This is a genomic window from Loktanella sp. PT4BL, from assembly GCF_003201935.1.
GTDB lineage: Bacteria > Pseudomonadota > Alphaproteobacteria > Rhodobacterales > Rhodobacteraceae > Yoonia.
Map to the genome: position 1 here is coordinate 12,130 of NZ_QJJL01000009.1, position 24,304 is coordinate 36,433.

Sequence of the window (24,304 nt, forward strand, 5' to 3'; positions counted from 1 at the left end):
AGCGATTGGCTTAGGTGTCTTGAGGCCGCAAGAAACCCACAGTGATGGCTGACAGCGCAACCATCGTGGCCGCTGTTCCAAGCATCAGAACCAGTCCGCCGACCTGATAGGTGACCCCCGAAAGCAGTGTGCCCGCCAGCCGTCCAGCGGCATTGGCCATATAGTAAAATCCGACGTCCATCGTGACCCGCTCTGCCTTGGTGAACGTCAGGATCAGGTAGGAATGCAGGGACGAGTTCACCGCAAAGATGCCACCGAAAGCGAGCAGCCCGACAATCAATGTCAGCGTCAGCCACATCTGGGGCCCCTGCGCGAACATCGCGGCCGCCGTCAGGGCAGCAGGAACAATGGCAAGGGCCCAGGCCCAGCCGCGCGCCGCCGCGATGAGCTCTGCCTCGGGTCGGGTCTTTGCGCGCAGAATGCGCGGGGCGTTGGCCTGCACCAGACCATAAAGGATGATCCACCCTGCCATGAAGGTGCCGATCAGAAAGAATGCGGCGCGGTTTCCCTCGGTCGTGCCGTCGGACAGGACCGCATAAAAATAGATCGGTATGCCGACCACAAACCAGACGTCGCGTGCGCCGAACAGGAATACGCGCGCCGCGCTGAGCAGATTTACATTGCGCGACTTGGAAAACACTTCGGAAAACTTTGTGCCCTTGCGGCCCTTTGGCAAACCTGCGGGCATGGCGATCAAAACGGCCAACAGGATGACGGCAAGGATCAAAGCCATGCCAAGAACCGCCCAAACGAAACCCAAAGTCGCCAGCAGGGCCGCACCCAATAGAAAGCCAAGGCCCTTGACCATGTTCTTGGAGCCCGTCAGCAGGGCAACCCAGCGGAAAAGCCCGCCATCTTCCGACGGTGCCAGAAGCTTGACCGCGGACTTCGACGACATCTTGGCAAGGTCTTTGGCGACCCCGCTCGCGCCCTGTACCAGCATGACGAAAACGACGGATGCACCAACCGCCCATGACGGATCCAGCTGGGCCAAAGCAAGCAGGGCCACCACTTGCAGGCCAAGGCCTGCATAAAGCGTTGATGTCAGCCCGAACCGCGCGGCAATCCAGCCTGCGCAGAGGTTGGTGACAACGCCGGCAATTTCGTAGAGTACGAAAAGATAGGCCAGTTGAACGGGCGAGAAGCCGAGCGTGTGAAAGTGCAAAAGCACCAGCATACGCAGCGCGCCATCGGTCAGCATGAACGCCCAATAGGCCGCCGTGACAGCAATGTAAGCGGACAGGCCCTCGGGCCGCGCAGAAGACTGGGTCACAGGCTGCGACCAACCATGAGGGCCACGTCAGCCAACCTGTGGGCATAACCCATTTCGTTGTCATACCACGCGTAGATTTTCACCTGCGTGCCGTTGATGACCATGGTTGAAAGCGCATCGACGATGCTTGATCGTTCGTCATTGGTATAATCGCTCGACACCAGTGGGCGGTCTTCATAGCCCAGAATGCCTTTCAGTGGCCCTTCTGAAGCAGCTTTGAACAGCGCGTTGACCTCTTCGGCGGTTGTTGCCTGCTCTACTTCGAACACGCAGTCTGTCAGTGACGCGTTCAGCAAAGGGACGCGGACGGCATGACCGTTCAGGCGCCCTTTCAGTTCAGGGTAAATCAGCGTGATGGCGGTTGCACTGCCGGTGGTGGTCGGGATCAGGGAATTCAGCGCAGAACGGGCGCGCCGCAGATCTTTGGCCGGGCGATCCACAATTGTCTGTGTGTTTGTGACATCATGGATTGTCGTGATGGACCCGTGTTTGATCGTCAGGTTCTCGTGGATAACCTTGACGACTGGCGCAAGGCAGTTGGTTGTACAACTGGCGGCGGTCACGATGCGATGGCGGTTCGGTTCATAGATATCGTGGTTGACGCCAAACACGATATTCGCAGCATCGCCATCCTTGACCGGTGCCGACACAACCACCTTTTTCACCCCGGCATCAAAGTAGGGGGCAATCTTTGCTTCGGTCTTGAACACACCGGTGCAGTCAATGACAACATCCACGCCATCAAGCGGCAAATCCGCGATCTCGCGCGTGCCAATGAATGGCAGGCGCACACCGTCGATTGTGACACTCTCCGCATCATGGGCGAAATCAGCCTTCCAGCGTCCATGAACCGTGTCGAATTCAAACAGATGCGCGTGCATTTCCGGGTCGCCGACCGCGTCATTGATCCACGCGATTTCTGCCCCCTGTTCCAGCAACGGTTTCAGGGCGAGCTTGCCGATACGGCCAAGGCCGTTCAGGGCGTAGACAGTCATGTGGAAGGTCCTTCTTCAATAGATTGGCCAATCTCATCGACAGCCTTTTGTAACGACATGCGATCAAGCGACGAAAGCGGTAGGGCGGTAAAGGCGATCATCCGGTTTCGGAGCGCGCCATAGGTCTGGTGGAAAGCAAGGCTTTTCTCTGCGTCCGACCCCTCAACTTTGACCGGATCAGGAAGCCCCCAATGTGCGCTGATCGGTTGGCCCTGCCACGAAGGGCAGTCTTCGTTTGCGGCTTGATTGCAGACGGTGAAAACGAAATCGAAACGGGGGGCGTTGTCGCCTTGGAATTCGGTGATGTTCTTTGCGCGCAAGATGCCGGTGTCATGTCCTTTCTGTTCCAATACCTCGAGGGCAAAGGGGTTCAGTTCCGAGCGGGGCTTGGTACCTGCCGAATAGGCCACGAAGCGGTCACCGGCGAGATCGCGCAGGATCGTTTCTGCGAAAATGGATCGCGCAGAGTTGCCGGTGCAGATGAACAGGACATTGTACTTACGATCAGTCATTTGAGAGCCTCTGTCTTCTGCCTGATAGGCGTTCGGGACGCAGATTTCTGGGCGCCCCCTGCAGCATTCGTGCAGCAGGTAATCAATCGTTTCGCGAGCAGCGTCCATGTTGATGGAATAACGCAAGGATGTGCCAACACGTTCCTGGTTGATCAGACCTGCCTGCATAAGGGCGTTTACATAAGTGGAGAGTGTATTTTGCTTCAGCCCAAGTGCCTGCGCCAGTTCAGTTGCCGGAACACGATCAGGGTATCGCCGCATCAGCAGCCGGAATAGGGCGAGCCGTTGCGGGTGACCAAGAGTAGCGAGGCGGTTGGGAATCAATATATCCATAATTCATGTATATCTGAATTAAGAGTTCTGGAAAGTGAAGGTTTTGTGACAGCCTCGTCGGTCCTGACCCTAGGTTTCGAGCGTCAGCGTAACGCGATCCCCGACAAACCATGTGCGCCCATATTCTACAGGTTGGCCGAACTGGCCTGTATTCACACCGGACGACCTTAACAGCGGATCGCCCTCCGTGACTTGCAAATGCAGCGCTTGGGTTGCGGTGGCGCGCACCGCTGTCAAACGGGTTGAGGTGCGGGTGTAGTCCGCAATTCCTGCCACACGGAGCGCTTCTGTCACGCTACTTGTGTCACGCAATGCGGCGGTGATGCCCGCGATGCGATCCAATGGAAACAGGCTTTCAAAGATGGCAATTGGCTGGCCATCAGCCAGTGAAAGGCCGTGATAGGCGCAGACGGGTGCACCGGTGGGGACTTGCAAAGCCTTGGCTTCACCTTGTGTTGCAGCACGCTCGTCCAGCGCAAGAATGCGCTTTTCCGGCCTGCGTCCTGCAGCGATCAGGTTTTCATGAAACCGGACGCGGTTGCCGATGGGGTAGTCTGTTGGCGTCGCTGCGACAAACGCGCCTGCACCACGACGGGTCCGGACCAACCCGTCATCAACCAAGGCCGCGATCCCGTGCCTGACCGTGTGGCGATTGACGCCGAAACGGTCTGCCAGCGCGGCTTCGGTCGGGAGCTTGTCACCCGGGCTATAGCGTCCTTCGGCCAAATCGCTGCGCAGGGCATCAGCAATGGCTTTCCAGATGGGTGTTTTGCCTGAACTGTCACGCAAATTTCACAAAACTCTTCTGTCGCGAGACCACAAATGTGGTAAGATATGTATAGTTGTATAGTAAATGGAAAAGTTGTCGAGATGAAAGACACTTTACAAGAAAATAATCCCCGCAAAGCGTGGATGAGCCTGCTGGCCAAAGCGCCGGAAGGCCGTGCCGCCACCTTGCTGGATGGGGCCATCACGCGCCCTGCCTTCACGTGGCTGCGTGCGCCAGAGATCGGCAGCACCATGGTGCGCGCCCGCGCGGGTGCCACGGGTGCGCCTTTTAATCTTGGCGAAATGACAGTGACCCGCTGCGCATTGACCTTGGACACCGGAGAGGTGGGGCATGCCTATATTCAAGGGCGGCGCAAAGAAGATGCAGAAACGGCCGCTTTGATTGATGCGCTGATGCAAACGGCAATGTCGCAAACAATGCGAACATCAGTGCTTGAGCCGCTGGAGGCCGAAATGACCACCGCCAGGGCTGCGCGCGCGGCCAAGGCTGCGGCGACAAAGGTCGATTTCTTCACAATGGTCCGAGGAGAAGACTGATGCAGGCAGATACTCTTTCCGGCGGATTTGCAGACCCGTCCATCGGATCATCCCACGCCTTCCGCGCCGTGATGGAGGCAATGGCACGTCCAGGGACTGTGCAGGAAATTTCAGGTGCCGTGCCCCCTGCACCGCTCTCGCCAGCGGCAGGCACCGTTCTGCTCACCCTCTGCGACACTGAAACGCCGGTCTATCTGGCGGGCGCTGCCGATTGCGAAGCGTTGCGCGTCTGGCTGGCCTTTCACACGGGTGCCCCTTTGGTTGGTCCGGCGGAATGCATGTTCGCTGTCGGCACATGGGATGCGCTTGTGCCGCTGTCGTCATATCCCGTCGGCACATCACAATACCCCGACAGATCAGCCACTTTGATTGTCGAACGCCCCGACCTTTCCGCAACGGGCGCGGCCCTGACCGGCCCGGGTATCAAGGATCAGGCGGCGCTTTCCCTGCCAGAGGTTGCTGCCTTCCAATCCAACCACGCGCTGTTTCCGCTCGGGCTGGATTTCATCTTCACCAGTGGAGACTGCGTTGCGGCTCTGCCAAGAACGACAAAGGTGTCCTGATGTATGTCGCAGTCAAAGGCGGTGAACGGGCAATCGAGAATGCCCATGCATGGCTTGCCGAGGAACGCCGCGGCAATAAGGATATTGCCGAACTCGGCATCGCGCAGATCCGCGAACAACTCAGCCTTGCCGTCAATCGCGTTATGGCCGAAGGCTCGCTTTATGATCCTGATCTGGCGGCCTTGGCGATCAAACAGGCCCGCGGTGATCTGATCGAGGCGATCTTTCTGATCCGCGCTTACCGGACCACGCTGCCCCGCTTTGGGGCGTCTGAACCGGTTGATACCGGCGCAATGGCCTGCGACCGGCGCATCTCGGCGACGTTCAAGGACCTGCCGGGCGGGCAGGTGCTGGGGCCAACCTTTGATTACACGCACCGCTTGCTGGACTTTAAACTGGCTGCGGATGGCGAAGTGCCAGATGCGCCTGCGCGCGCTGCGGAAACTGGCGATGTGCCGCATGTAACGGGGTTCTTGAACCGCGAAGGGCTGATTGAAGAGGCCCGTCATGATGACACGCCACCGCGTGACCTGACCCGCGAACCTCTGGAAATGCCGGCAGACCGGCCCTTGCGCCTTCAGGCGCTTACCCGCGCGGACGAGGGTTTTACGCTTGGCCTCGCCTATTCAACGCAACGCGGCTACGGGCGCAATCACGCCTTTGTGGGCGAGTTGCGTATCGGGGCGGTGCCCGTTGAAATGGACATCCCGGAACTGGGCTTTGCCATCGAGATCGGCGAAGTGACCTTGACCGAATGCGAGACAGTCAACCAGTTCACCGGTTCGAAAACCGAACCGCCGCAATTCACGCGCGGCTATGGATTGGTCTTTGGTCAGACCGAGCGCAAGGCGATTTCAATGGCCTTGGTCGACCGCGCCTTGCGGTGGGAAGAATTGGGCGAGGACAACGTTGGCGCCCCCGCGCAGGATGCGGAATTCGTGCTTTATCACGCCGACAACATTCAGGCGACGGGCTTTCTGGAGCATATCAAACTGCCTCATTACGTTGATTTCCAGTCCGAACTGGAACTGGTGCGCAAACTGCGCCGCGAAGCTGGCGTCGATCAAGTGCAGGAGGCTGCGGAATGAACGCTTATAATTTTGCCTATCTCGATGAGCAGACCAAACGGATGATCCGGCGTGCAATCCTCAAGGGGCTTGCCATTCCCGGCTATCAGGTGCCTTTTGCCAGCCGTGAAATGCCGATGCCCTATGGTTGGGGCACTGGCGGCGTGCAGGTTTCAGCGGCAGTCCTGACCCCCGAAGACACCTTCAAGGTCATTGACCAAGGGGCCGATGACACCACAAACGCGGTGTCGATCCGAAGCTTCTTTCAGCGCACCGCAGGTGTTGCGACGACCACCGCGACACGCGACGCCACTGTGATCCAGACCCGTCACCGTATTCCCGAAGAGGCGCTGGGCGAAGGCCAGATCCTTGTCTATCAGGTGCCCATCCCCGAACCGTTGCGCTTTCTGGAGCCGCGCGAAAGTGAAACGCGCAAGATGCATAGCCTTGAGGAATACGGGCTGATGCATGTGAAGCTTTACGAAGACATCAGCCGTCATGGCCACATCGCGACCTCTTATGCCTATCCGGTAAAGGTCGAAGGGCGCTATGTGATGGACCCGTCACCCATTCCGAAATTCGATAATCCCAAGCTTGGCGATATGGCCGCGATCCAGCTTTTCGGTGCGGGGCGCGAACAGCGCATTTATGCCCTGCCGCCCTATACCCAAGTCGTCAGCCTTGATTTTGAGGATCACCCGTTCGAGGCGACGAAGGCCGATCATCCTTGCGGGATGTGCGGCGCGCAGGACAGCTATCTGGATGAACTCATCATTGATGATGCAGGCGGGCGGATGTTCGTGTGCTCGGATACCGACTATTGCGAGGCGCGTCAGGCGGCGGGCCATAAAGGAAAGGACGCGGCATGACACCTTTGCTGTCTGTTCAGGGCGTTACAAAACGATACGGTGCCCATATCGGTTGCGCGGATGTCTCGTTCGACCTTTACCCGGGCGAGGTCATGGGAATTGTGGGTGAAAGCGGGTCGGGCAAGTCGACCCTGCTCAATTGCATGGCAGGTCATCTGCGCCCCGATGCGGGACAGGTCGTCTTTGATACCCGTACCGATGGTCCGCGTGATACGATCACGATGTCCGAGCCTGAACGCCGGATGCTCGGTCGCACCGATTGGGCCTTTGTCCACCAACACGCGCGCGACGGGCTGCGCATGGGTGTCAGCGCCGGTGGCAATGTCGGGGAACGGCTGATGGCTGTGGGTGAGCGGCACTATGGCGACATCCGTGACAAGGCGACCGACTGGCTGGGACGTGTCGAGATTGATGCCTCGCGCGTTGATGATCGCCCGACGACCTTCTCGGGCGGGATGCAGCAACGCCTGCAAATCGCCCGTAACCTTGTGACCGGGCCGCGACTGGTGTTCATGGATGAACCCACGGGCGGGCTTGATGTGTCAGTGCAGGCCCGGTTGCTTGATCTGCTGCGGGGGCTGGTGCGCGACATGGGACTGTCCGCGATCATCGTCACACACGATCTGGCGGTGGTGCGTCTGCTCGCGGATCGTCTGATGGTGATGAAGGATGGCCGCGTGGTTGAAGCCGGCCTGACCGATCAGGTGCTGGACGATCCGCAGCATGCCTACAGCCAACTCCTTGTCAGCTCCGTTTTGCAGGTATGACCCATGATTGAACTTACCAACGTCTCAAAAACCTTCACCCTGCACAATCAGGGCAGCGCGGTCATCGAGGTGATTAATGATGTGTCTTTCTCCGTTGCCGCTGGCGAATGTGTGGCGCTGACGGGCGCGTCCGGTGCAGGCAAATCCACGCTGATGCGGATGATCTATGGCAACTACCTGACACAGGCGGGCCAAATCCGTATTGGCGATGTGGATCTCGTACAAGCCGAACCACGCCAGGTTATCGCGGTGCGCCGTGAAGTTCTGGGCTACGTCAGCCAGTTCCTGCGTGTCGTGCCGCGTGTGCCCACACTTGATGTGGTCGCCGAACCGCTACGGACGCTAGGCGTTTCCGCGGAAGTGTCACAAGCCCGCGCCAAGGCATTGCTGGGCCAGTTGAACATTCCTGAGCGCCTTTGGTCGCTGTCGCCCACCACCTTTTCAGGTGGCGAGCAACAGCGCGTGAATATCGCGCGCGGCTTTGCTCATGCCTATCCTGCGATGCTGCTGGATGAACCGACCGCCAGCTTGGATGCCAAGAACCGCGAAGTCGTGCTGTCCCTGATCGAAGAGGCCAAGGCGCGCGGTGCCGCCATCATCGGGATTTTCCACGATGAGGCCGCCCGCGACCGCGTCTGTGACCGTGAGATCGACGTCAGCCGCTTTACACCAAAGGTTGCCGCATGACCCAAGGTCGCCTCATAGCTGTTGTCGGTCCCTCGGGTGTTGGCAAGGACAGCGTGATGGCGGGCCTTTGTGAGGCTATGCCGCGGTTGCATCTGGTGCGGCGCGTCATCACCCGCGCGCCCGCGCTTGGTGGCGAAGATTACGATGCGGTGTCAGTGCCGGAATTTGAGGATCTGGTCGAGAACGGCGCTTTCGCAGTGCATTGGCGCGCGCATGGGCTGCACTACGGCATCCCGATCACTGTCAGGTATCAACTAGGCAAAGGCACCGATTGCCTTGCCAATTTCTCGCGCAAGGCTCTGGCTGAAGCGGCCGAGACATTCCCGAACTTCCTCGTTCTCAACATCAGTGCAACACCGGAAACGCTTGCGCAGCGTCTGGCCGCACGGGGGCGTGAGACCGAAGAAGAAATCGCTAAACGTCTCGCGCAGGCGGACAAGCCTTTGCCAGAGGCGCTTCATGTGATCGACCTCGCCAATGATGGCCCGCTATCCCAGACCGTTGCCCGCGGGGTGGCGCTGCTTCAGCCGGCGAGTGTATAGCGATGGAGCATCTCGAAGTGTCCATCTTCCCGCTCACCACACAAGGCGATCTGGTCAAGAATGAACAGCGCGGGCAGGGCGGGCAAAAATTTCCGCACAGTGTCGGACCATGTGGTAAGCTCTGGCTCGGGCAATTGCCCCGAAAGTGTCAGGTGAAAGCGGAATTCTTCCATCACATAGGGATAGCCCCATTGCACGAGCAGGGCTTCCTGCCGCGCTGTGAGGCCGGATTTACGACGGCGCGCCAACTCTGCGTTGCTGGCGGGTGCGCGAAAACCGTCAAGCGCGCTGACGCAGGCCGCTGCCACCCGCTGCAAGGCTTCTGTGTCACCGTGGGGTGTCAGGGCCAGAAAATGGCCCAGCGAGGTCAGCGCCAGACCATCGCAGATGGCAGGCGCAAGGGACGCCGCCAGTTCCGCGACCGCCTTGTCAAGCTCGGCGACGTTTCGTCCGTCCGTCAGCTTGAAGGGCGGCTTCAACGTCCCATGAAACCCGTATTTGCGCGGTGTCATTGTAATGTCACGCAGATCGGGCAGATCGGGCTGACGTGTCAGTTGACCGTTCACAACATCCCACCCGAGCCACGACGCCCCGAAATCGGCCAAAGAGCCTGCCGGCGGCACATAGTAAATTGCAAATCGAGAGTATGACATGAATTCCCCTTTTCCCACGGCCTCTTTGACAAAGGCTTGTGACACGGATGTGTCAAGCAACCTGTGTCTTGCAAATGCGCAGCTTGTTATGGCGGATCAGGTAATCACCGGATCGGTGACAATCGAACAGGGGGTCATCTGCGATATTGCCGAGGGAGATCATGTTCCGGCAGGTGCACTCGATTGCACTGGAGATCTGGTAATCCCGGGGCTTGTTGAACTGCATACTGACAATGTCGAGCGCCACATCGAACCGCGTCCCGAGGTGGACTGGCCGCATCTGCCCGCGCTGATCGCCCATGATGCGGAACTGGCGTCTACGGGGATCACAACGGTGTTCGATGCGCTGCGCGTGGGTTCGATCCATAGCGGCAAGGCGCGCTATAGTGATTATGCACGCAAACTGGCGGACGAGCTCCTGGCGGCGCGTGCGGCGGGGTTCTTCAAGATCAGCCATTTTCTTCATCTGCGCGCCGAGATTTGTTCGGAAACGCTTCTTGAGGAACTAGCGGCCTTTGCACCCGAGGACCGCGTCGGGATCGTAAGCCTGATGGACCATACGCCGGGCCAGCGCCAGTTTCGTGACCTGACGGCGTTGAAAACCTATGTTGGCAAGAAACGCGGTCTGAATGACGCAGAATTTGACGCCCATGTCGCGAACCTGTTGGACCTGCAAGCCCGCTATGGCGCCAAGCATGAAACCGGTGCTGTTACCGAAGCAGTGCGCCTTGGTGCGGTGCTTGCCAGCCACGATGACACCACGGCCACCCACGTTGGCACCTCTGCGGGCAATGGCGTGGGTTTTGCAGAGTTTCCCACAACGGTCGAGGCCGCCGCGGCATGTCGCACGCACGGGATTGCCGTGATGATGGGCGCACCCAACCTTATCCGTGGCGGGTCGCACTCTGGCAATGTCGCCGCCGAAGAACTGGCGAAAGCTGACCTTCTTGACATCGTGTCGTCAGACTATGTGCCTTCGGCGCTGCTTTTGTCCGCCTTCCGCCTTGCCGATATCTGGAATGATCTGCCACGCGCTATTGCGACCGTGACGACCAACCCTGCCAAGGCTGTGCGGTTGCATGATCGTGGTGCCTTGAAGACAGGTTTGCGCGGTGATGTCCTGCGGGTGCGCAAAATCGGCCAAACGCCGCTGCTGCGGGGCGTGTGGAGCCAAGGCAACAGGGTTGCATGACCCTGCTGCGCATTGATCGCGATTACCTGCCTGCAATCGGGTTGGGGATCACACAGATCATGGGCTACGGCACGTTGATGTACGCCTATGCCGTGCTGCTGCCTGAAATGGCCAAGGACCTTGGGCTTACCCTCTCGGAGGTCTTTGGCATCCTGTCGCTGGGTCTGTTTTTTGGTGGGCTGGTCTCGCCTGTGGCAGGCAAATTGGTGGACCGTTTTGGCGGCCGTTGGGTGATGACGCTTGGGACGATTGTTGCCTGTCTGGCAGTGATGTCTATGAGCCTGGTCGAGGGACGGATCGGGCTTTTTGCACTCATATTGCTGGCTGAAGCGGCAGGTATGTTCGTGCTCTATAACGCAGCTTTTTCAAGCGTCGCGCGGTTGGATCTGCGCATCTTACCGCAGCGCTCGATTTCGGTAATCACCCTGTTCGGCGGTGTGGCGTCCACGATTTACTGGCCGCTGACACTTGCGCTTTTCAATCGCTATGGATGGGAAACAACCTGGGTGATCCTCGGGTTCAGTGCCCTGCTGATCTGCACCCCGATCCATTTTTTCGTTCTGCGTGGCCGCGAACGCGCGGCAGATGCCCCAAAGCCGGACAACGCACCGGATTGGCCCGAGTTGACTGGACGGCTGCGCAGGCAGGCCATGCTTTGGATGGTCGTATCGTTCATCTTCTCGGGCTATCTGATGGGTGCCGTGATGACGCTTTGGGTGACCAATGTGCAGGATCTGGGGCATACGGCCGCCATGGCCGCCCTTGCCGGTGCGGTGATTGGACCCTTCAAGACGGTAGGCCGGTTTTTCGAGATGCTGGTCAGTCAGAATATGTACCCTCTTGTGACCTATGCCCTCAGCCTCGGCCTGATGTTTTCCGGGTTTGTCGTCTTATTGACGCTTGGCTTTACCCTGCCGGGGCTTTTGCTGGCCGCGGCACTTTACGGGATGGGTGACGGGATCAAGACGATTGCCCGCGGCACACTGCCTTTGGCTTTGTTTGGTGCCAAAGGGTATGGCGCGCGGCTTGGCTGGATTTCATTTGTGCAGATGGGGATCAACGCCTCCGCGCCCTTTGCTTTTGGATGGGCCACGCAGACCTATGGGGGATGGTGGTCCTTTGCTGTCATGGCGCTGTGCCTTTGCTGTGCGATGGCAACCTACATGTTTATTCCTGATCCGAGGACACACAGAAATGACCCCGCTCAAGATCGGCGCCTGCCTGACCATCCCTGAGATTGATGACCACCGCGACTGGCTGTTCGATGCAGCACGCGATATTGAACTGCAGGATTTCATGACCTATTCCGCTTTGACGACGGGGTTTGAAGATCGCGTCGCCGCAGCCAAGACAGCCCTTGACGGTCACATGGGTCGGGTGGGTATTCATGGCCCCTTCGAGGGATTGGACATCGACAATAAAGATGCCGAACTGCGTCCGCTCATCACCGCGCGGTTCTTGAAAGCATTGGAGGCCGCCGACCGGATCGGCGCGCGCCAGATGGTTCTGCACTCTCCCTATACGGCTTGGTATCAGAACAACATCTTCAGCTTCCCCAACTACGCCGAAAAGAAGCTTGCCCGTGTGCATGAAATTCTGGGCCCCGTCGTGCGCGCGGGCGAGGACAAGGGCATCACATTGGTGATCGAGAATATCCAGGATGTGCGGCCCGAAACCCGCCGCGCATTGGTGGACAGTTTCGGATCCCCGGCCATCGCGCTTTCTATTGATACAGGCCATGCGCAGCTCGCGCGACGCATGGCAGGTGCACCACCTGTTGCTGATTTTATCGCCGATGCCGGCGCGCAGCTTGCACATGTCCATCTGCAAGACGTTGATGGCCATGCGGACCGCCACTGGGCCCCGGGTGAGGGCGAGATTGAATGGACTGCGGTGTTCCGTGCCTTGGCTGCTTCCAGCAGTGACCCGCATCTGGTTTTGGAATTGCACAATAAAGCCGACATACCCAAAGGCTTTGGCGCTTTGCGCGACCTTGGCTTGGTGATTTGAGGCGAGCAGTCGAAACTTGCCGAATCGACGTCATCTCAATAGCGTCACAGTCGTGTTACAAGAGATATGGCTGGGGGGCTTTATGGCTTACTACATTGCAGAGCTTGATGAGGCGCAACAGATCGCTGCTGTTTGGATTAAGGAAAGCATGGCCCGCGCGCCGCGTGTTTTCGACCCGGCAAAGCACTTTTTCGATGCGGACACTGCTTCAGGATTTATTGGCGCGACGAAAGAAGAAATCGCCAGCTGGATAGCGTGCGCTTGCGGGACTGCGCATCACCCTTCCTATCCATAGGGGCAGAAGCCCTTCAATCGCGCCTTCCGACATTAAGCTCTACCCGCGCAGATATGCGTCTAGCCATCAGCAAATCGCATGACGGAACGTGGAGGCGGTTTATCGCTTGAGCATATCCAACTTTGAGCGGTTTCCGATGCCCACGCGCTCCTCGGCTGGGGCCGAGTTGACCTGCGCGGGCCGCGCGTTCGAGCGATATGCCCTTTCCAACATCCGAGTCTGGGAGGAGATGGGCCAGCAAGTCGCTTTTCGCGGTATCATGCAAAGCGGTAAGACCGACAACACAAGGGTCGGGATCAGTTTGTGATCAACACGGCTGGGGGCGGAACAAACCGCCCCCAAATTCGTTCTGGCTTAGTTGATCAGCGCATTCAGTGTCGCTGATGGGCGCATTGCGGCGGCGGCCAATTCGTCGGACGTGTGATAATAGCCACCCAGATCAACCGGTGTGCCTTGACCTTGTGACAACTCGCTCAGGATCGCCGCCTCGTTTTGCGCCAGTTCTGCCGCAAGCGGCGCAAACTTTGCCGCCAGTGTCGCGTCATCCGTTTGTGCTGCCAATGCCTCGGCCCAATAACGCGCAAACCAGTAATGGCTGTGGCGGTTGTCGGGTTGGCCCACTTTACGCTGCGGTGAATGACCCTCGGACAAAAGCTTCTCGGTTGCTGCATCCACGGCATTGCCCAGAACGTTGGCTGCAGCTTTGCTTTGCGCGTTGCCAAGGAAGCGCAGGCTTTCACCCAAGGCGCAGAATTCACCAAGGCTGTCCCAGCGCAGGTGGTTTTCGTTGACCAGTTGTTCGATGTGCTTTGGTGCGGACCCACCGGCGCCCGTTTCGAACAAACCGCCGCCCTGCATCAGTTTCACAACCGACAGCATCTTGGCCGATGTGCCGACCTCAAGGATCGGGAACAGGTCGGTCAGGTAATCGCGCAGCACGTTGCCTGTCACGGCAATCGTATCCTTGCCCTGATAGATCAGCTCGAACGACCGTGTCGTCGCCTCGCGCGGGGCCATGATTTTCACGGCATCCGTCAGACCCGCCTTGGCCAAGGCGGGTTCCACGTATTTCAGCAGTTCCGCATCGTGCGCGCGGTTCCGGTCAAGCCAGAAGATGGTTTCAAACCCTGTGGCCTGCATCCGGTCAATCGCAAGCTGGATCCAGTTTTCAATCGGTGCGCGACGTGCCGAGGCCATGCGCCAGATATCGCCCGCCTCAACCGCATGTGTGTGCAGCACGTCACCATTGCCCGCAATCACGCGCACGGTCCCGTCCTGCGGAATTTCGAATGTCGTGGGGTGAGAGCCGTATTCTTCGGCCTTCTGCGCCATCAGACCGACGTTTTGCACAGTGCCTGCCGTTACCGGATCAAGCGCGCCGTTCTCTTTGCAGAAGTTCACGGATGCTTCATAAACCGGCGCATAAGAGCTGTCAGGGATTACGCAGTTTGTGTCGGCCTCTGCGCCATCAGGGCCCCAGCCCTTGCCGCCTGCGCGGATCACCGCAGGCATCGAGGCGTCGATGATCACGTCAGAGGGCACATGCAGGTTTGTGATGCCGCGGTCAGAGTTCACCATGTAGAGGGGCGGGCGTTCGGCCAGTACCGCGTCGATCTCGGCCTTGATCTCGGCGCCGTTGGGCATTTCCGCAATCGCATTGAACATCGTGCCAAAGCCTGCATTCGGGCCCACGCCCGCAGCGGCAAAAGCATCGGCATGGCGGTCAAAGACCGGCTGCAGATAGGCGACAACCGCATGGCCAAACAGGATCGGGTCAGAGACCTTCATCATCGTGGCTTTCAGGTGCAACGAGAACAGCGTGCCATCGGCCAGCGTCTTTTCGATCTGCGCGTGGTAGAACGCCTTGAGCGCTTTGGCCGACATGAAGGTCGCGTCGACAATCGTGCCTGCAGGCATTTTGATACCGTCCTTCAAGGTCGTGACAGTGCCATCGGCGGCAGTGTGTTCGATCTTGAGCGGACCTGCGGCCAGCGCGTCGGTCAAGGTGACCGAGGTCTCGTTCGAATAGAAATCATTCGCGCCCATGGTGGACACGCAGGTCTTGCTGTCCTTTGACCACGCACCCATGCGGTGTGGGTTGGCGCGGGCGTATGCCTTGACCGATGATGGCGCACGGCGGTCGGAGTTGCCTTCGCGCAGAACGGGGTTCACAGCAGAGCCTTTGACCGCATCATACCGCTTGCGCGCCTCGACCTCATCGGGGGTCTGCGGGTTTTCGGGGTAATCGGGAATGTCATAGCCTTGGCCCTGCAATTCCTTCACCGCCGCGACCAGTTGGGGCACAGAGGCCGAAACGTTGGGCAGTTTGATCACATTGGCGCTTGCATCTTTCACAACCTCGCCCAGCAGGGCCAGATCGTCAGACACCTTCTGCGCATCTGTCAGACGTTCCGGGAATGATGCCAGAATGCGGCCTGCAAGCGAGATATCCTTGGTGCCGATGGTGATATCCGCTTCGCCCAGAAACCTGCGCAGGATCGGCAGCAAAGACGCGGACGCCAGTTGCGGCGCTTCATCGGTTTTCGTGTAAATGATATCGGGAAGGGTCTGGTCTGACATGCGCATATCCTCGTGGTTTGGTCGTGTTGCATAGGCAAGCGGCCTACATGAAAAGAACCGCACGCGTTTGATTCACATCACTAGTGGAACAGACTTCGAAAGGGAATGCATTTTGGTGTACTGTTGTACACAAAGTTCTTTATATCCCGACAAATAAGGGAAAACTGACCCCTAAAGCCCATGCAAGCACCAATCCAAGGGCTATTCCGGATGTCGCCGTTCCTGCTCGGCGTGCGATTTGGCGGCCCATCGTGCCGAAGACAGCGTAGAAGAGCACAAGCACCGGCGCGATCATGATGAGAAAGAACAGACCCTCGAAATCCAACGCGACAGCGATGCCGAGTGAAATGAGGAAGGCAAGACGCACCAGCAGCCTGCGCCAGAACCCTGCTTGCACACTTAGCACCATGTCGGCCAGCATATAGGGTACGGCGCCAAGGGCGAGGACGGCCATGATCCAGACCCGCTGCGGCGTTGGCAGGAAATTCGCGGCATAGCGATCCAGCAAGAAACCGAAAAGCGCGCACCACAGCAGGAGAAGCGCCACCGCACCCCACGTGACAGGCCCGATCCGGTGCCGCCAATGCCAAAGCAGGGCCAGCTGGATTGCACCAAAGATCAACAGGTGCAGGCCAAGGTAATCGGCCACAAGGACCGGCAGAAAACCGGGTGAAAGCGGTACGGCGATGAGGGGCGTCAGCACCATGGGGGCCAGTAACAGAACCGCCAACTGCTTCCGATCAATCGCTGGCATCGCCGTCTGTCGTTGCGGCAGTCGCTTGGTCATCGGTCCGAACAACAGGACAATTCCGATCAAAAGCCCCAAAATCGCAGTCCCGGTTGGCAAGATCGTGGGCAGTGATTGCCGCCCATAAAACCCGTCAAGCCACGCGACCGCTTCGGCCCGCCCCGCGCGGCTATGCAGGACCGAGACATGTTCGCTGAATGGTGCAATAACAGCGCGGCGGCGCAGATCACCTTCCGTCACGGTCTCACTGGTGGTGGCTGCCGGATCAACCATTTGCACGGCCTCTTGCGCAAAGTCGCGCAGGCCTGGTTCCCAGCTTCCGGTGATCAAGAGCAGATCGGGCGGGGTATTGGCATCAATCACTTGCGAAAACGCCGAAATCAGAACCAGAGGGCCAATATCATCACGCTCTTGCGCAACACGGGCGAGGATATCGGTCGCCATGGAATGCCCCAAGAGCGCAACGGGCACATCGCCCGCATCAATGCTGTCGATGACTGCGCTTGTTTGCGCAACTAACAGACGGGTCGTGCCATCCAGCGCGTTCACATCACCTGACATCGGTTGTCTGTGTCGCCCATGCCCGAGGAATTCAAAGGCGTAGACCTGATACCCTGCCTGAGCGAGCGGCAAGGCATAGCCCTGCATCATCTGCTGCGATCCGGCGAAACCATGCGCCACCACTACCGCCGGGCCATCCGCATCGGGCTGTGCATATCTTGTCACGGGTGTTTCGCCGACTGCGAAATGCGAGATGCTGACACCCTGACGGGCGGTTTCCAGCACGAAAAGCGACAGGATCACCGCGATGAGGGCCAGAACCGCCTTCATCCTGCGGTGCCGCTAGTCAGCCTGATAGCTGGGAAGCTGTGCCAATGCGGTGCGCAAAGCCTCGCCCCAACTATTTGAAATATGTTGGAAATACGGGTCATCAGCCTCAATCCGCGGGCGTTCCGTGACCTTGAAACTGTCCGCCTCATAGATTTGCAGATCCAGCGGCAAGCCCACCGAAAGGTTCGCCTTGATCGTGCTGTCAAAAGAGACCAGCAAGAGCTTGATTGTATCCGCGAAACTCATGTCCGGATCATAGGCGCGCACCAAAATCGGCTTGCCGTATTTGGCTTCCCCAATCTGGAAGAACGGGCTGTCTTCGGTGATCTCGATGAAATTCCCCTCGGGATAGATCAGGAACAGTGTAGGCTTGCCGCCTTTGATCTGGCCGCCCAGAATGACCGACGCGCGAAACTTGGTTGAGGCTTCTTGCCCGTCAGGCCCGCTTTCCTCGATCACTTCTTTCAGTGTTGCACCGACCATGCGTGCCACCTGAAACATCGTCGGCAGTTCAAGCACAGTTGGGTTGCGCTCGGCCGTCGCCTTTGATCGTTCGTCCAGAAGGCTGACCAGGGCCTGGGTCGTGGCAAGGTTACCCGCGGTCATCAGGGTGATGACCCGTTCACCGGGTGTATTCCATGTAAACATTTTGCGGGTGACAGAGAAGTTATCTACACCTGCATTTGTGCGGGTGTCGGACATAAAGACCAGTCCCTTATTCAGGCGAAGCCCAACACAGTATGTCAATTTAGTGGTCCATTACCGATAGGAGAAATCCAGCGTTCAAATTAGCATCTACTGCTGAATTTGAAGCGATACAATCATTGCTTCTGACGCAGACCCTAAACGCACGCCGCTAACCGGGGATGCATCGCGCGAATCCAGCCCTGTTGCGATCCTCACATAGCGTTCGTCGGGTGAATAGCCGTTGGATACGTCAAACCCGACCCAGCCAAGCTCATCGATATGGGCCTCGGCCCATGCATGGCTCGCGTCCTGATCAATGCGGTCATTCATCATCAGATAACCGCTGACATAGCGTGCTGGCACACCTGCAAGTCGTGCCGCCGAAATGAAAATCTGCGCGTGATCCTGACAGACACCACCACCAGCTATCAGCGCCTCTTCGGCGGTAGTGCCTGAAAAGGTGATGGCTTGGCCGTAAGGGACCGCCTCGATAATCGCCTGTGACAAAGCATGCAGCCCATCAAGCACATTGGGTGCTTTTTCCAAGGTCTTCGCCAGCTTGCGAATGCCCTTGCCTGCCTCTGTACGCCGTGTGCTTTGCTTGAAATGCCATAGCGGAGCGGTGCCGTAGGTCTTGCCAAAAATGCCATCATTCGTGTGCGTCTCGACCTCGCCGGACACTTCGACCGACACTTCGGTGGCACCTTTATCGGCCCGCACCAGAATGGTCTGGTTTTGATAATGGTCCTCGAACGTCAGCTCTTTGGTTCCGCCTGTCACTTCGACCGTCCAGTCATGCACCGTCTGATGTCTGGAGTTTGCAGGGGTCAACCGCACCTGTTGCAGCCCATAGGACACAGGCGCATCATAGGTGTATTTCGTTGCATGTCTGATACTGAGTCTCATGGTCTGAAAATACCTATCCTACAAAGCTGTAGTCTTGTTCGATCTGAAGCCCGATCGCGTTGTTTTCACGGATGAACGACGTGATGAATTCGTGCAGCCCCTCATCAAAGACCGTTTCAATCGTGCTGGCGCGCAGTCTGTCGCGCTGGGCGTCGATCATGTCATGGCATGGCAGCCGGGTGCGATAGTCCTTGGCCAGATACCCGAGATTCTCGTCCAGAATACGGCTGCAGAACGAGAGTGACCGCGGAAAGCGGCTGTCAAAAATCAAAAAGTCCGCAATGCTCATCGGCGAGATATCGTCGTTGTTCAGCCACCGGAATGACCGGTAGGCCGACACCGACCGCAGGATCGTTTCCCACTGCACGTTATCAAGGGCAGAGCCGACGAAACTGGCTGACGGGAGCAGCGTATAATATTTCACGTCGATGATCCGCGCGGTGTTATCCGCCCGCTCGATCGCGATGCCAAGCTGGGAAAAGTCGAAAATATCATTGCGCAGCATGGTGCCATGCAACGCGCCCCGCACGAGCGCTGTGTAGCGGCGGATTTCACCCAGCACTTCCGGCAGTTTTGCCTGTGTGACGGGTGACTTCAACGCCGCCTTCATGGCCATCCAGCTTTCGTTCACGGCCTCCCAGACTTCGGTTGTCAGTGCCGTGCGCACCATCCGCGCGTTGGTGCGCGCGTTGTTGATCGACGACATGACACTTGACGGGTTGTCAGTATCACGCAGCAGGAAATCAATCGCATCCAGTGCGGTATAACCATCATATTTCTGGTCATAGTTCATCCGCACACCGGCGGTTGTCAGAACGGACTTCCACTCTGATTCAGGGTCTGACGATCGCGTCAGGGCAATCCGGAACCCCGCCTCAACCAGTCGTGCGGTATTTTCACTGCGTTCCAGAAAGCGGAACATCCAGTACAGCCCACCTGCGGTTTTTCCAAGCATCGCCTAGTCCTCCAAAACCCAAGTGTCTTTTGTGCCGCCGCCCTGGCTGGAATTGACCACCAGTGACCCGGCTTTCAACGCGACGCGTGTCAAACCACCGGGTGTGATGTTCATGCCGTCAGGCGACACAAGCGCAAAGGGCCGCAGATCGACGTGGCGGGGGGCAAGGCCCTTCTTGGTAAAGATCGGAACGGTCGACAACGACAGTGTCGGCTGCGCGATATAATTGCCGGGAGATTTCCGTAGTTTCGCTGCGAATGCCGCCAATTCCTTCTTTGATGCGGCGGGGCCGACAAGCATGCCGTAACCACCCGATCCGTGCACCTCTTTCACCACCAGATCAGCAAGGTTATCGAGCACATATTTCAACGCATCAGGTTCAGAACAGCGGAAGGTCTGGACGTTCTTCAGGATTGCCTTTTCACCGGTATAAAACTCGATGATGTCAGGCATGTAGGAATAGATCGCCTTGTCATCGGCAATACCTGTGCCGGGGGCGTTCGCGATAGTGATATTGCCGGCACGGTAGACATCCATGATGCCCGGCACACCCAGCATAGAATCCGGGCGGAAGTTCAGCGGATCAAGGTAATCATCGTCAACACGACGATAGAGCACGTCGATGGTTTTGTAGCCTTCGGTTGTGCGCATCGCGATATGGCCGTCCACCACCCGCAGATCATGGCCCTCGACCAGTTCCACGCCCATCTGATCGGCAAGGAACGAATGCTCAAAATAGGCCGAGTTATGGATACCCGGCGTCAGGATCGCGACCGTCGGTTTGCCATTGCATCCCGCAGGTGCGCAGGCTGCAAGGGACCGGCGCAGGTTCTTGGGGTAATCGCTGACCGGCTGCACCTTGATCTGGCTGAAAAGCTCAGGGAACATTTGCAGCATCGTTTCGCGATTTTCGAGCATGTAAGACACGCCGGACGGGGTGCGCGCGTTGTCTTCCAGCACAAAGAAGTCATCTTCGCCGGTGCGCACGATATCGGTGCCGACAATATGTGTGTAAACATTCCCCGGCGGTGTCACGCCCATCATCTGCGGCAGGAACGCGGCGTTTTTCGCGATCAGGTCAACCGGCACCACGCCGGCGCGCAGAATTTCCTGACGGTGGTAAATATCATGCAAAAAGGCGTTCACACCGCGCACGCGCTGTTCGATGCCTTTCGACAACTTCGTCCATTCGCGGTTCGCGATGATCCGCGGGATCAGATCAAAGGGGATCAGCCGTTCTTGCGCCGCCGCCTGACCGTAAACGTTGAAGGTAATACCCGTCCTGCGAAAGAAGGCTTCTGCTTCTTTCGACTTTTTGGAGAGGCGCGATACGTCTTCATGCGAGAACCACTCTTGATATTCAGCGTAAGGGGCGCGAACGCCCTCTCCGCCCAAAAGCATCTCATCAAAGTGCTGTCGATCTGTACTCATAAAATTAACCTAACGCGCGGCAAGGGAGTTGCAAGCAGATGGCGCGCTTCCTGCGGCTTCATGCGATGAAAGACACATCAACTGACTGCTTTTTCATCTCCATCCAACCATAGGACGTCATGAAGGATACATCAGCCGCGTCACGCCCGACGCCGATGCGGACAATCTCGCTTGGGTGGGCCATGCCTGTGGGGTCAACGATGTGCCATGCACCATCCAGAAACACCTCGGCGACGGCGTGGAAATCCTGCGGGTTCACTGCGGGCCCATAGACGCTGGCGATCCGCGCGGGGATACCGGCAGAGCGTGCCATACCAATCAACACATGCGCGTAATCGCGACAGACGCCGCGCTGCGCCTGAAAGCTATCGGTCGCAGTGGTCAGCGCATTGCTGGCGCAGATGTCGTATGTGAAGTTCTCTCTGATCCAGTCGCTCATCTGCGCGATCAACGCGCCACCCGCGAGTGACCCGAATTGTTTAGGGACAAAGCCGAGGAAAGCTTCGGGGAAGCAATAGCGCGAGGGCATCAGAAACTTGGTCACATCGCTGGGCAATTGTGTGACATCATGGGCCGCAAGATGCGCAAGATCCGATACGGGGCGCTGCACGCGTACCTTTGCTTCGTAGACACAATCGAATTCCTGTTCGATCCGCCCCCAGCGACGTAAACCGATGTTCTCTTCGCCCGGAATGATGTTCCAGTAGACATCTTTGTTTGTGGTAAAGTGACTGCTTTCGCAGACCTGCGCGATATCCTGCGCGGCCTCTATCTGAAGCAGCAGGCTGCAAGAGGTGGCGGTGGTGTAGCTGAGATGTGTCTTGATGGAGATGAGCACGCTGGGGCCTTTCCTTTCTCGATGACGACCACACCCCGCCAGAGACGCGCCGAAGGAATGCATCCTCAACGCTGTGCCAGAGACAGGAAACTGGGTTTAGATTTTGGTTTCGCGGATCAGGCCTACCCCCGGCCTGATTGCTTTGTCCGGCTGGTATCGTTTTCCGGAGCGATGCGCAAATCCCCTTTTGCGCATGTAAAACAGGGCCCCGTAGGGCCCTGTGTTTCGTCATATTTGACAGTTTCTTAATCTGAAAGGCGCACGTTGTCGTTTGAAATGGTGGCTTCGGCACTGGAGGGTCCGACGCGCGTCAGGATCTGATTCGCACCCACCGTGATGACGACCAAGGCGACCAGCGAGATAAGGAAAGCTTTCATCGTGCTATGCCTCGCTCTTGGATGGTTTGGCGTTCAGCACCTCATCGGCCCAAATGCTGTGGTGCTCGCGCGCCCATTGTTCTTCGACCTCGCCTTTGCCCATCGCATCAAAGGCGCCCTCCATGCCGACGGAGCCAAGATAGATATGCGCAAGGATAATCGCTGTCAGCACAAGGCTGACGATGGCGTGCCAGAGTTGGGCGAACTGCATCTCTTCATGTGGCAACAGCGGATAGGGCAAATCAGACAAGCCGAACCACCCCGGCACGCCCCAGCCGTTGATAACCGAGAATGTGTGCGCGAACATGTTGAATTCGAACGGGAACAGCAACGAAATGCCCGAGGCCGAGATCGAGCCGCCAAGGATAATCACCGCCCAGAAGATCAGCTTTTGACCTGCGTTGAACTTTTTCGCAGGCGGGTGATCGCCGCCAAACAGACCGCCCGCTTTTGCAAGCCATTTCAAATCGGTGCGGTCGGGAATGTTATGCACAACCCAAACCACAAACACGATCACAAGCGCCAGCATGAACGCCCAGGAAACGTTGTTGTGGATCCATTTGCTGGCCATTGCCAAACCAGAAAAGGCCTCATGCCCAAAGGTGGGGATCAGAACCTTGCGGCCCAAGAGCGACACCAGTCCTGTGAGCCCAAGCAGGATAAATGACGATGCCAATAGCCAGTGGCCGAAACGCTCGAAGGCCTTGAAGCGTGTGATCGTCCGCCCTGTTTTTTCGCCGTGCAGGCGGATGCGCCCACGGATCAGATAGAAGAGGGCCAGTAGCACAAGCGTGCCGCCCAGCAAGGCAGCGGTCATTGAAACCAGTGGTCCTTCGCGGAACGCCTGCCACCACATCCCGCGATCCTGAATCATTGTTGTGACCGCAGGCCCACGTGCCTGGGTGGTCAGATCGGCAACTTCATAGCGGTATGCGCGCCATAAATCGGGATCCGACGCACCACCCAAGGTGCCAAGCTGATCTGTGATCGGTGCGGCATTCTCGGGGTTGCCTGTCACATCACTCCGGAAACTGTCATCCATGACCAGGCCTTCCTGGCGGCGCAGGATATCCTCCAATGTTTGCGCCCCGCCAGTGGCTGCGCGCGGATCATCGGTGGCTTCTTGTGCCGATGCGGGGGCTGTCATGGCGAATAGCAATGCAAAAACTGTCATCAGACGCAGCATTGAGAAATCCTCTCTGGCTAATCAAAGAAGGGCGGCCCGTGAAAAGGCCGCCCCTTTATTTGCATCTCGCAAAAGGGGCGATTAGCCGCCTTTCTGGTCGTAGGCTGTGCCCCAACCCCAGGCACCGGACCCGAAACCGCGGGCCACGACACGCTCGCGGTAGATGTCGGATACTGTGTCGCCATCACCGGCCAGCAGCGCTTTGGTTGCGCACATTTCGGCACAGATCGGCAGCTTGCCCTCGGCAATCCGGTTCCGCCCGTATTTGGCGAATTCAGCTGTCGAGTTGTTTTCCTCGGGACCACCAGCGCAGAAGGTACATTTGTCCATTTTGCCGCGCGACCCAAAGTTACCAGCCTGCGGGAATTGCGGCGCGCCGAACGGACACGCGTAGAAGCAATAGCCACACCCGATGCACAGGTCTTTGGAGTGCAACACAACACCGTCGGCTGTCTGGTAGAAACAGTCTACCGGACAAACCGCCATGCACGGTGCATCCGAGCAATGCATACATGCGACCGAGATCGACCGCTCGCCGGGCTTGCCGTCATTGATCGTGACAACCTTGCGGCGGTTGATACCCCAAGGCACCTCATGTTCGTTCTTACATGCAGTGACGCAGGCGTTACATTCGATGCAGCGTTCAGCATCAACGAGAAATTTTGCTCTAGCCATTCTACT

Annotated in this window: 26 protein-coding genes; 11 read left to right on the top strand and 15 right to left on the bottom strand. The window is 58.1% G+C overall.

Annotated elements, in window-relative coordinates; all coding sequences use genetic code 11:
- Positions 1–10 precede the first annotated feature (10 nt).
- From arsJ to phnF, 4 genes are all read right to left on the bottom strand, one after another.
- Positions 11–1,273, bottom strand: a complete 1,263-nt coding sequence (arsJ, locus tag C7964_RS17315) for an organoarsenical effux MFS transporter ArsJ (RefSeq protein ID WP_110280871.1) — start codon at positions 1,271–1,273, stop codon at positions 11–13.
- Positions 1,270–2,268: an ArsJ-associated glyceraldehyde-3-phosphate dehydrogenase gene (locus tag C7964_RS17320; protein ID WP_110280872.1), complete on the bottom strand. Its 999-nt coding sequence runs from the start codon at positions 2,266–2,268 to the stop codon at positions 1,270–1,272. The genes arsJ and C7964_RS17320 overlap by 4 nt, the downstream gene beginning before the upstream one ends.
- Positions 2,265–3,113, bottom strand: a complete 849-nt coding sequence (locus tag C7964_RS17325; protein WP_110280873.1) for an arsenate reductase/protein-tyrosine-phosphatase family protein — start codon at positions 3,111–3,113, stop codon at positions 2,265–2,267. Before C7964_RS17325 ends, C7964_RS17320 begins: the two co-directional genes overlap by 4 nt.
- Positions 3,114–3,182: 69 nt before the next feature.
- Positions 3,183–3,902: a phosphonate metabolism transcriptional regulator PhnF gene (phnF, locus tag C7964_RS17330; RefSeq protein WP_110280874.1), complete on the bottom strand. Its 720-nt coding sequence runs from the start codon at positions 3,900–3,902 to the stop codon at positions 3,183–3,185.
- 81 nt (positions 3,903–3,983) lie between these two features.
- Here phnF and phnG point away from each other — a divergent pair, with 81 nt between their 5' ends.
- Genes phnG through phnN form a run of 7 tightly spaced genes read left to right on the top strand, consistent with a single transcriptional unit; the run spans position 3,984 to position 8,934 of the window.
- Entirely contained in the window at positions 3,984–4,439 is a 456-nt protein-coding gene (gene phnG / locus C7964_RS17335) for a phosphonate C-P lyase system protein PhnG (protein ID WP_110280875.1), read from the top strand.
- The gene (gene phnH, locus C7964_RS17340) at positions 4,439–5,002 is read left to right on the top strand and encodes a phosphonate C-P lyase system protein PhnH (RefSeq protein ID WP_110280876.1); all 564 of its coding nucleotides are present in this window, start codon (positions 4,439–4,441) and stop codon (positions 5,000–5,002) included. The genes phnG and phnH overlap by 1 nt, the downstream gene beginning before the upstream one ends.
- Positions 5,002–6,090, top strand: a complete 1,089-nt coding sequence (locus C7964_RS17345) for a carbon-phosphorus lyase complex subunit (RefSeq protein ID WP_110280877.1) — start codon at positions 5,002–5,004, stop codon at positions 6,088–6,090. The genes phnH and C7964_RS17345 overlap by 1 nt, the downstream gene beginning before the upstream one ends.
- Positions 6,087–6,938, top strand: coding sequence for an alpha-D-ribose 1-methylphosphonate 5-phosphate C-P-lyase PhnJ (locus C7964_RS17350; protein ID WP_110280878.1), 852 nt, complete (start codon positions 6,087–6,089; stop codon positions 6,936–6,938). Before C7964_RS17345 ends, C7964_RS17350 begins: the two co-directional genes overlap by 4 nt.
- Positions 6,935–7,705 carry a phosphonate C-P lyase system protein PhnK gene (phnK, locus tag C7964_RS17355; RefSeq protein ID WP_110280879.1) on the top strand — a complete coding sequence of 257 codons (771 nt, stop codon included), beginning with the start codon at positions 6,935–6,937 and terminating at the stop codon, positions 7,703–7,705. Before C7964_RS17350 ends, phnK begins: the two co-directional genes overlap by 4 nt.
- 3 nt (positions 7,706–7,708) lie before the next feature.
- Positions 7,709–8,392, top strand: a complete 684-nt coding sequence (gene phnL / locus C7964_RS17360) for a phosphonate C-P lyase system protein PhnL (RefSeq protein ID WP_110280880.1) — start codon at positions 7,709–7,711, stop codon at positions 8,390–8,392.
- Positions 8,389–8,934, top strand: coding sequence for a phosphonate metabolism protein/1,5-bisphosphokinase (PRPP-forming) PhnN (gene phnN, locus C7964_RS17365; protein ID WP_110280881.1), 546 nt, complete (start codon positions 8,389–8,391; stop codon positions 8,932–8,934). Before phnL ends, phnN begins: the two co-directional genes overlap by 4 nt.
- Here phnN and C7964_RS17370 read toward each other — a convergent pair.
- A complete protein-coding gene (locus C7964_RS17370; RefSeq protein WP_110280882.1) occupies positions 8,916–9,587 on the bottom strand; it encodes a DUF1045 domain-containing protein in 672 nt (223 codons plus the stop codon). The genes phnN and C7964_RS17370 overlap by 19 nt on opposite strands.
- On the opposite strand from C7964_RS17370, the gene C7964_RS17375 reads away from it, so the two are divergent.
- The 4 genes from C7964_RS17375 to C7964_RS17390 all read left to right on the top strand — a co-directional run bounded on the left by C7964_RS17375 (position 9,586) and on the right by C7964_RS17390 (position 13,084).
- Positions 9,586–10,779 (top strand): alpha-D-ribose 1-methylphosphonate 5-triphosphate diphosphatase, encoded by a 1,194-nt coding sequence (locus C7964_RS17375; protein ID WP_110280883.1) that lies wholly within the window; start codon positions 9,586–9,588, stop codon positions 10,777–10,779. The genes C7964_RS17370 and C7964_RS17375 overlap by 2 nt on opposite strands.
- A complete protein-coding gene (locus tag C7964_RS17380) occupies positions 10,776–12,014 on the top strand; it encodes an MFS transporter (protein WP_110280884.1) in 1,239 nt (412 codons plus the stop codon). Before C7964_RS17375 ends, C7964_RS17380 begins: the two co-directional genes overlap by 4 nt.
- Positions 11,974–12,789: a sugar phosphate isomerase/epimerase family protein gene (locus C7964_RS17385; RefSeq protein WP_110280885.1), complete on the top strand. Its 816-nt coding sequence runs from the start codon at positions 11,974–11,976 to the stop codon at positions 12,787–12,789. Before C7964_RS17380 ends, C7964_RS17385 begins: the two co-directional genes overlap by 41 nt.
- Positions 12,790–12,871: 82 nt before the next feature.
- Positions 12,872–13,084 (top strand): hypothetical protein, encoded by a 213-nt coding sequence (locus C7964_RS17390; protein ID WP_110280886.1) that lies wholly within the window; start codon positions 12,872–12,874, stop codon positions 13,082–13,084.
- A gap of 354 nt (positions 13,085–13,438) precedes the next feature.
- Here the strand turns inward: C7964_RS17390 and C7964_RS17400 are convergent, their stop codons facing one another.
- The 10 genes from C7964_RS17400 to fdh3B all read right to left on the bottom strand — a co-directional run bounded on the left by C7964_RS17400 (position 13,439) and on the right by fdh3B (position 24,298).
- Positions 13,439–15,664: an NADP-dependent isocitrate dehydrogenase gene (locus C7964_RS17400; RefSeq protein WP_110280887.1), complete on the bottom strand. Its 2,226-nt coding sequence runs from the start codon at positions 15,662–15,664 to the stop codon at positions 13,439–13,441.
- A gap of 139 nt (positions 15,665–15,803) precedes the next feature.
- Positions 15,804–17,243 (bottom strand): alpha/beta hydrolase, encoded by a 1,440-nt coding sequence (locus tag C7964_RS17405; RefSeq protein WP_110280888.1) that lies wholly within the window; start codon positions 17,241–17,243, stop codon positions 15,804–15,806.
- Positions 17,244–17,255: 12 nt separating this feature from the next.
- Positions 17,256–17,990 carry a proteasome-type protease gene (locus C7964_RS17410; protein WP_110280889.1) on the bottom strand — a complete coding sequence of 245 codons (735 nt, stop codon included), beginning with the start codon at positions 17,988–17,990 and terminating at the stop codon, positions 17,256–17,258.
- A gap of 48 nt (positions 17,991–18,038) precedes the next feature.
- Entirely contained in the window at positions 18,039–18,836 is a 798-nt protein-coding gene (locus C7964_RS17415) for a transglutaminase family protein (RefSeq protein WP_110280890.1), read from the bottom strand.
- 13 nt (positions 18,837–18,849) lie between these two features.
- Positions 18,850–19,791 (bottom strand): alpha-E domain-containing protein, encoded by a 942-nt coding sequence (locus C7964_RS17420; RefSeq protein ID WP_110280891.1) that lies wholly within the window; start codon positions 19,789–19,791, stop codon positions 18,850–18,852.
- 3 nt (positions 19,792–19,794) lie between these two features.
- Positions 19,795–21,222: a circularly permuted type 2 ATP-grasp protein gene (locus tag C7964_RS17425; RefSeq protein ID WP_110280892.1), complete on the bottom strand. Its 1,428-nt coding sequence runs from the start codon at positions 21,220–21,222 to the stop codon at positions 19,795–19,797.
- A 58-nt stretch (positions 21,223–21,280) separates the two neighbouring features.
- Positions 21,281–22,060 (bottom strand): transglutaminase-like domain-containing protein, encoded by a 780-nt coding sequence (locus tag C7964_RS17430; RefSeq protein ID WP_110280893.1) that lies wholly within the window; start codon positions 22,058–22,060, stop codon positions 21,281–21,283.
- A 245-nt stretch (positions 22,061–22,305) separates the two neighbouring features.
- Positions 22,306–22,437: a hypothetical protein gene (locus tag C7964_RS20265; protein WP_286164036.1), complete on the bottom strand. Its 132-nt coding sequence runs from the start codon at positions 22,435–22,437 to the stop codon at positions 22,306–22,308.
- Between the two features lie 4 nt (positions 22,438–22,441).
- Complete coding sequence (locus C7964_RS17435; RefSeq protein ID WP_110280894.1) at positions 22,442–23,623, bottom strand: formate dehydrogenase subunit gamma; 1,182 nt, start codon at positions 23,621–23,623, stop codon at positions 22,442–22,444.
- 81 nt (positions 23,624–23,704) lie between these two features.
- Positions 23,705–24,298 (bottom strand): formate dehydrogenase FDH3 subunit beta, encoded by a 594-nt coding sequence (fdh3B, locus tag C7964_RS17440; protein ID WP_055295457.1) that lies wholly within the window; start codon positions 24,296–24,298, stop codon positions 23,705–23,707.
- Positions 24,299–24,304 lie beyond the last annotated feature (6 nt).

Excerpts from the sequence above, each read along its gene's own strand:
- C7964_RS17320 (WP_110280872.1), bottom strand. The coding sequence starts at position 2,268 with ATGACTGTCTACGCCCTGAACGGCCTTGGCCGTATCGGCAAGCTCGCC.
- C7964_RS17325 (WP_110280873.1), bottom strand. The coding sequence starts at position 3,113 with ATGGATATATTGATTCCCAACCGCCTCGCTACTCTTGGTCACCCGCAA.
- phnG (WP_110280875.1), top strand. The coding sequence starts at position 3,984 with ATGAAAGACACTTTACAAGAAAATAATCCCCGCAAAGCGTGGATGAGC.
- phnH (WP_110280876.1), top strand. The coding sequence starts at position 4,439 with ATGCAGGCAGATACTCTTTCCGGCGGATTTGCAGACCCGTCCATCGGA.
- C7964_RS17345 (WP_110280877.1), top strand. The coding sequence starts at position 5,002 with ATGTATGTCGCAGTCAAAGGCGGTGAACGGGCAATCGAGAATGCCCAT.
- C7964_RS17350 (WP_110280878.1), top strand. The coding sequence starts at position 6,087 with ATGAACGCTTATAATTTTGCCTATCTCGATGAGCAGACCAAACGGATG.
- phnK (WP_110280879.1), top strand. The coding sequence starts at position 6,935 with ATGACACCTTTGCTGTCTGTTCAGGGCGTTACAAAACGATACGGTGCC.
- phnL (WP_110280880.1), top strand. The coding sequence starts at position 7,709 with ATGATTGAACTTACCAACGTCTCAAAAACCTTCACCCTGCACAATCAG.
- phnN (WP_110280881.1), top strand. The coding sequence starts at position 8,389 with ATGACCCAAGGTCGCCTCATAGCTGTTGTCGGTCCCTCGGGTGTTGGC.
- C7964_RS17375 (WP_110280883.1), top strand. The coding sequence starts at position 9,586 with ATGAATTCCCCTTTTCCCACGGCCTCTTTGACAAAGGCTTGTGACACG.
- C7964_RS17370 (WP_110280882.1), bottom strand. The coding sequence starts at position 9,587 with ATGTCATACTCTCGATTTGCAATTTACTATGTGCCGCCGGCAGGCTCT.
- C7964_RS17380 (WP_110280884.1), top strand. The coding sequence starts at position 10,776 with ATGACCCTGCTGCGCATTGATCGCGATTACCTGCCTGCAATCGGGTTG.
- C7964_RS17385 (WP_110280885.1), top strand. The coding sequence starts at position 11,974 with ATGACCCCGCTCAAGATCGGCGCCTGCCTGACCATCCCTGAGATTGAT.
- C7964_RS17390 (WP_110280886.1), top strand. The coding sequence starts at position 12,872 with ATGGCTTACTACATTGCAGAGCTTGATGAGGCGCAACAGATCGCTGCT.
- C7964_RS17400 (WP_110280887.1), bottom strand. The coding sequence starts at position 15,664 with ATGTCAGACCAGACCCTTCCCGATATCATTTACACGAAAACCGATGAA.
- C7964_RS17405 (WP_110280888.1), bottom strand. The coding sequence starts at position 17,243 with ATGAAGGCGGTTCTGGCCCTCATCGCGGTGATCCTGTCGCTTTTCGTG.
- C7964_RS17415 (WP_110280890.1), bottom strand. The coding sequence starts at position 18,836 with ATGAGACTCAGTATCAGACATGCAACGAAATACACCTATGATGCGCCT.
- C7964_RS17420 (WP_110280891.1), bottom strand. The coding sequence starts at position 19,791 with ATGCTTGGAAAAACCGCAGGTGGGCTGTACTGGATGTTCCGCTTTCTG.
- C7964_RS17425 (WP_110280892.1), bottom strand. The coding sequence starts at position 21,222 with ATGAGTACAGATCGACAGCACTTTGATGAGATGCTTTTGGGCGGAGAG.
- C7964_RS20265 (WP_286164036.1), bottom strand. The coding sequence starts at position 22,437 with ATGAAAGCTTTCCTTATCTCGCTGGTCGCCTTGGTCGTCATCACGGTG.
- C7964_RS17435 (WP_110280894.1), bottom strand. The coding sequence starts at position 23,623 with ATGCTGCGTCTGATGACAGTTTTTGCATTGCTATTCGCCATGACAGCC.
- fdh3B (WP_055295457.1), bottom strand. The coding sequence starts at position 24,298 with ATGGCTAGAGCAAAATTTCTCGTTGATGCTGAACGCTGCATCGAATGT.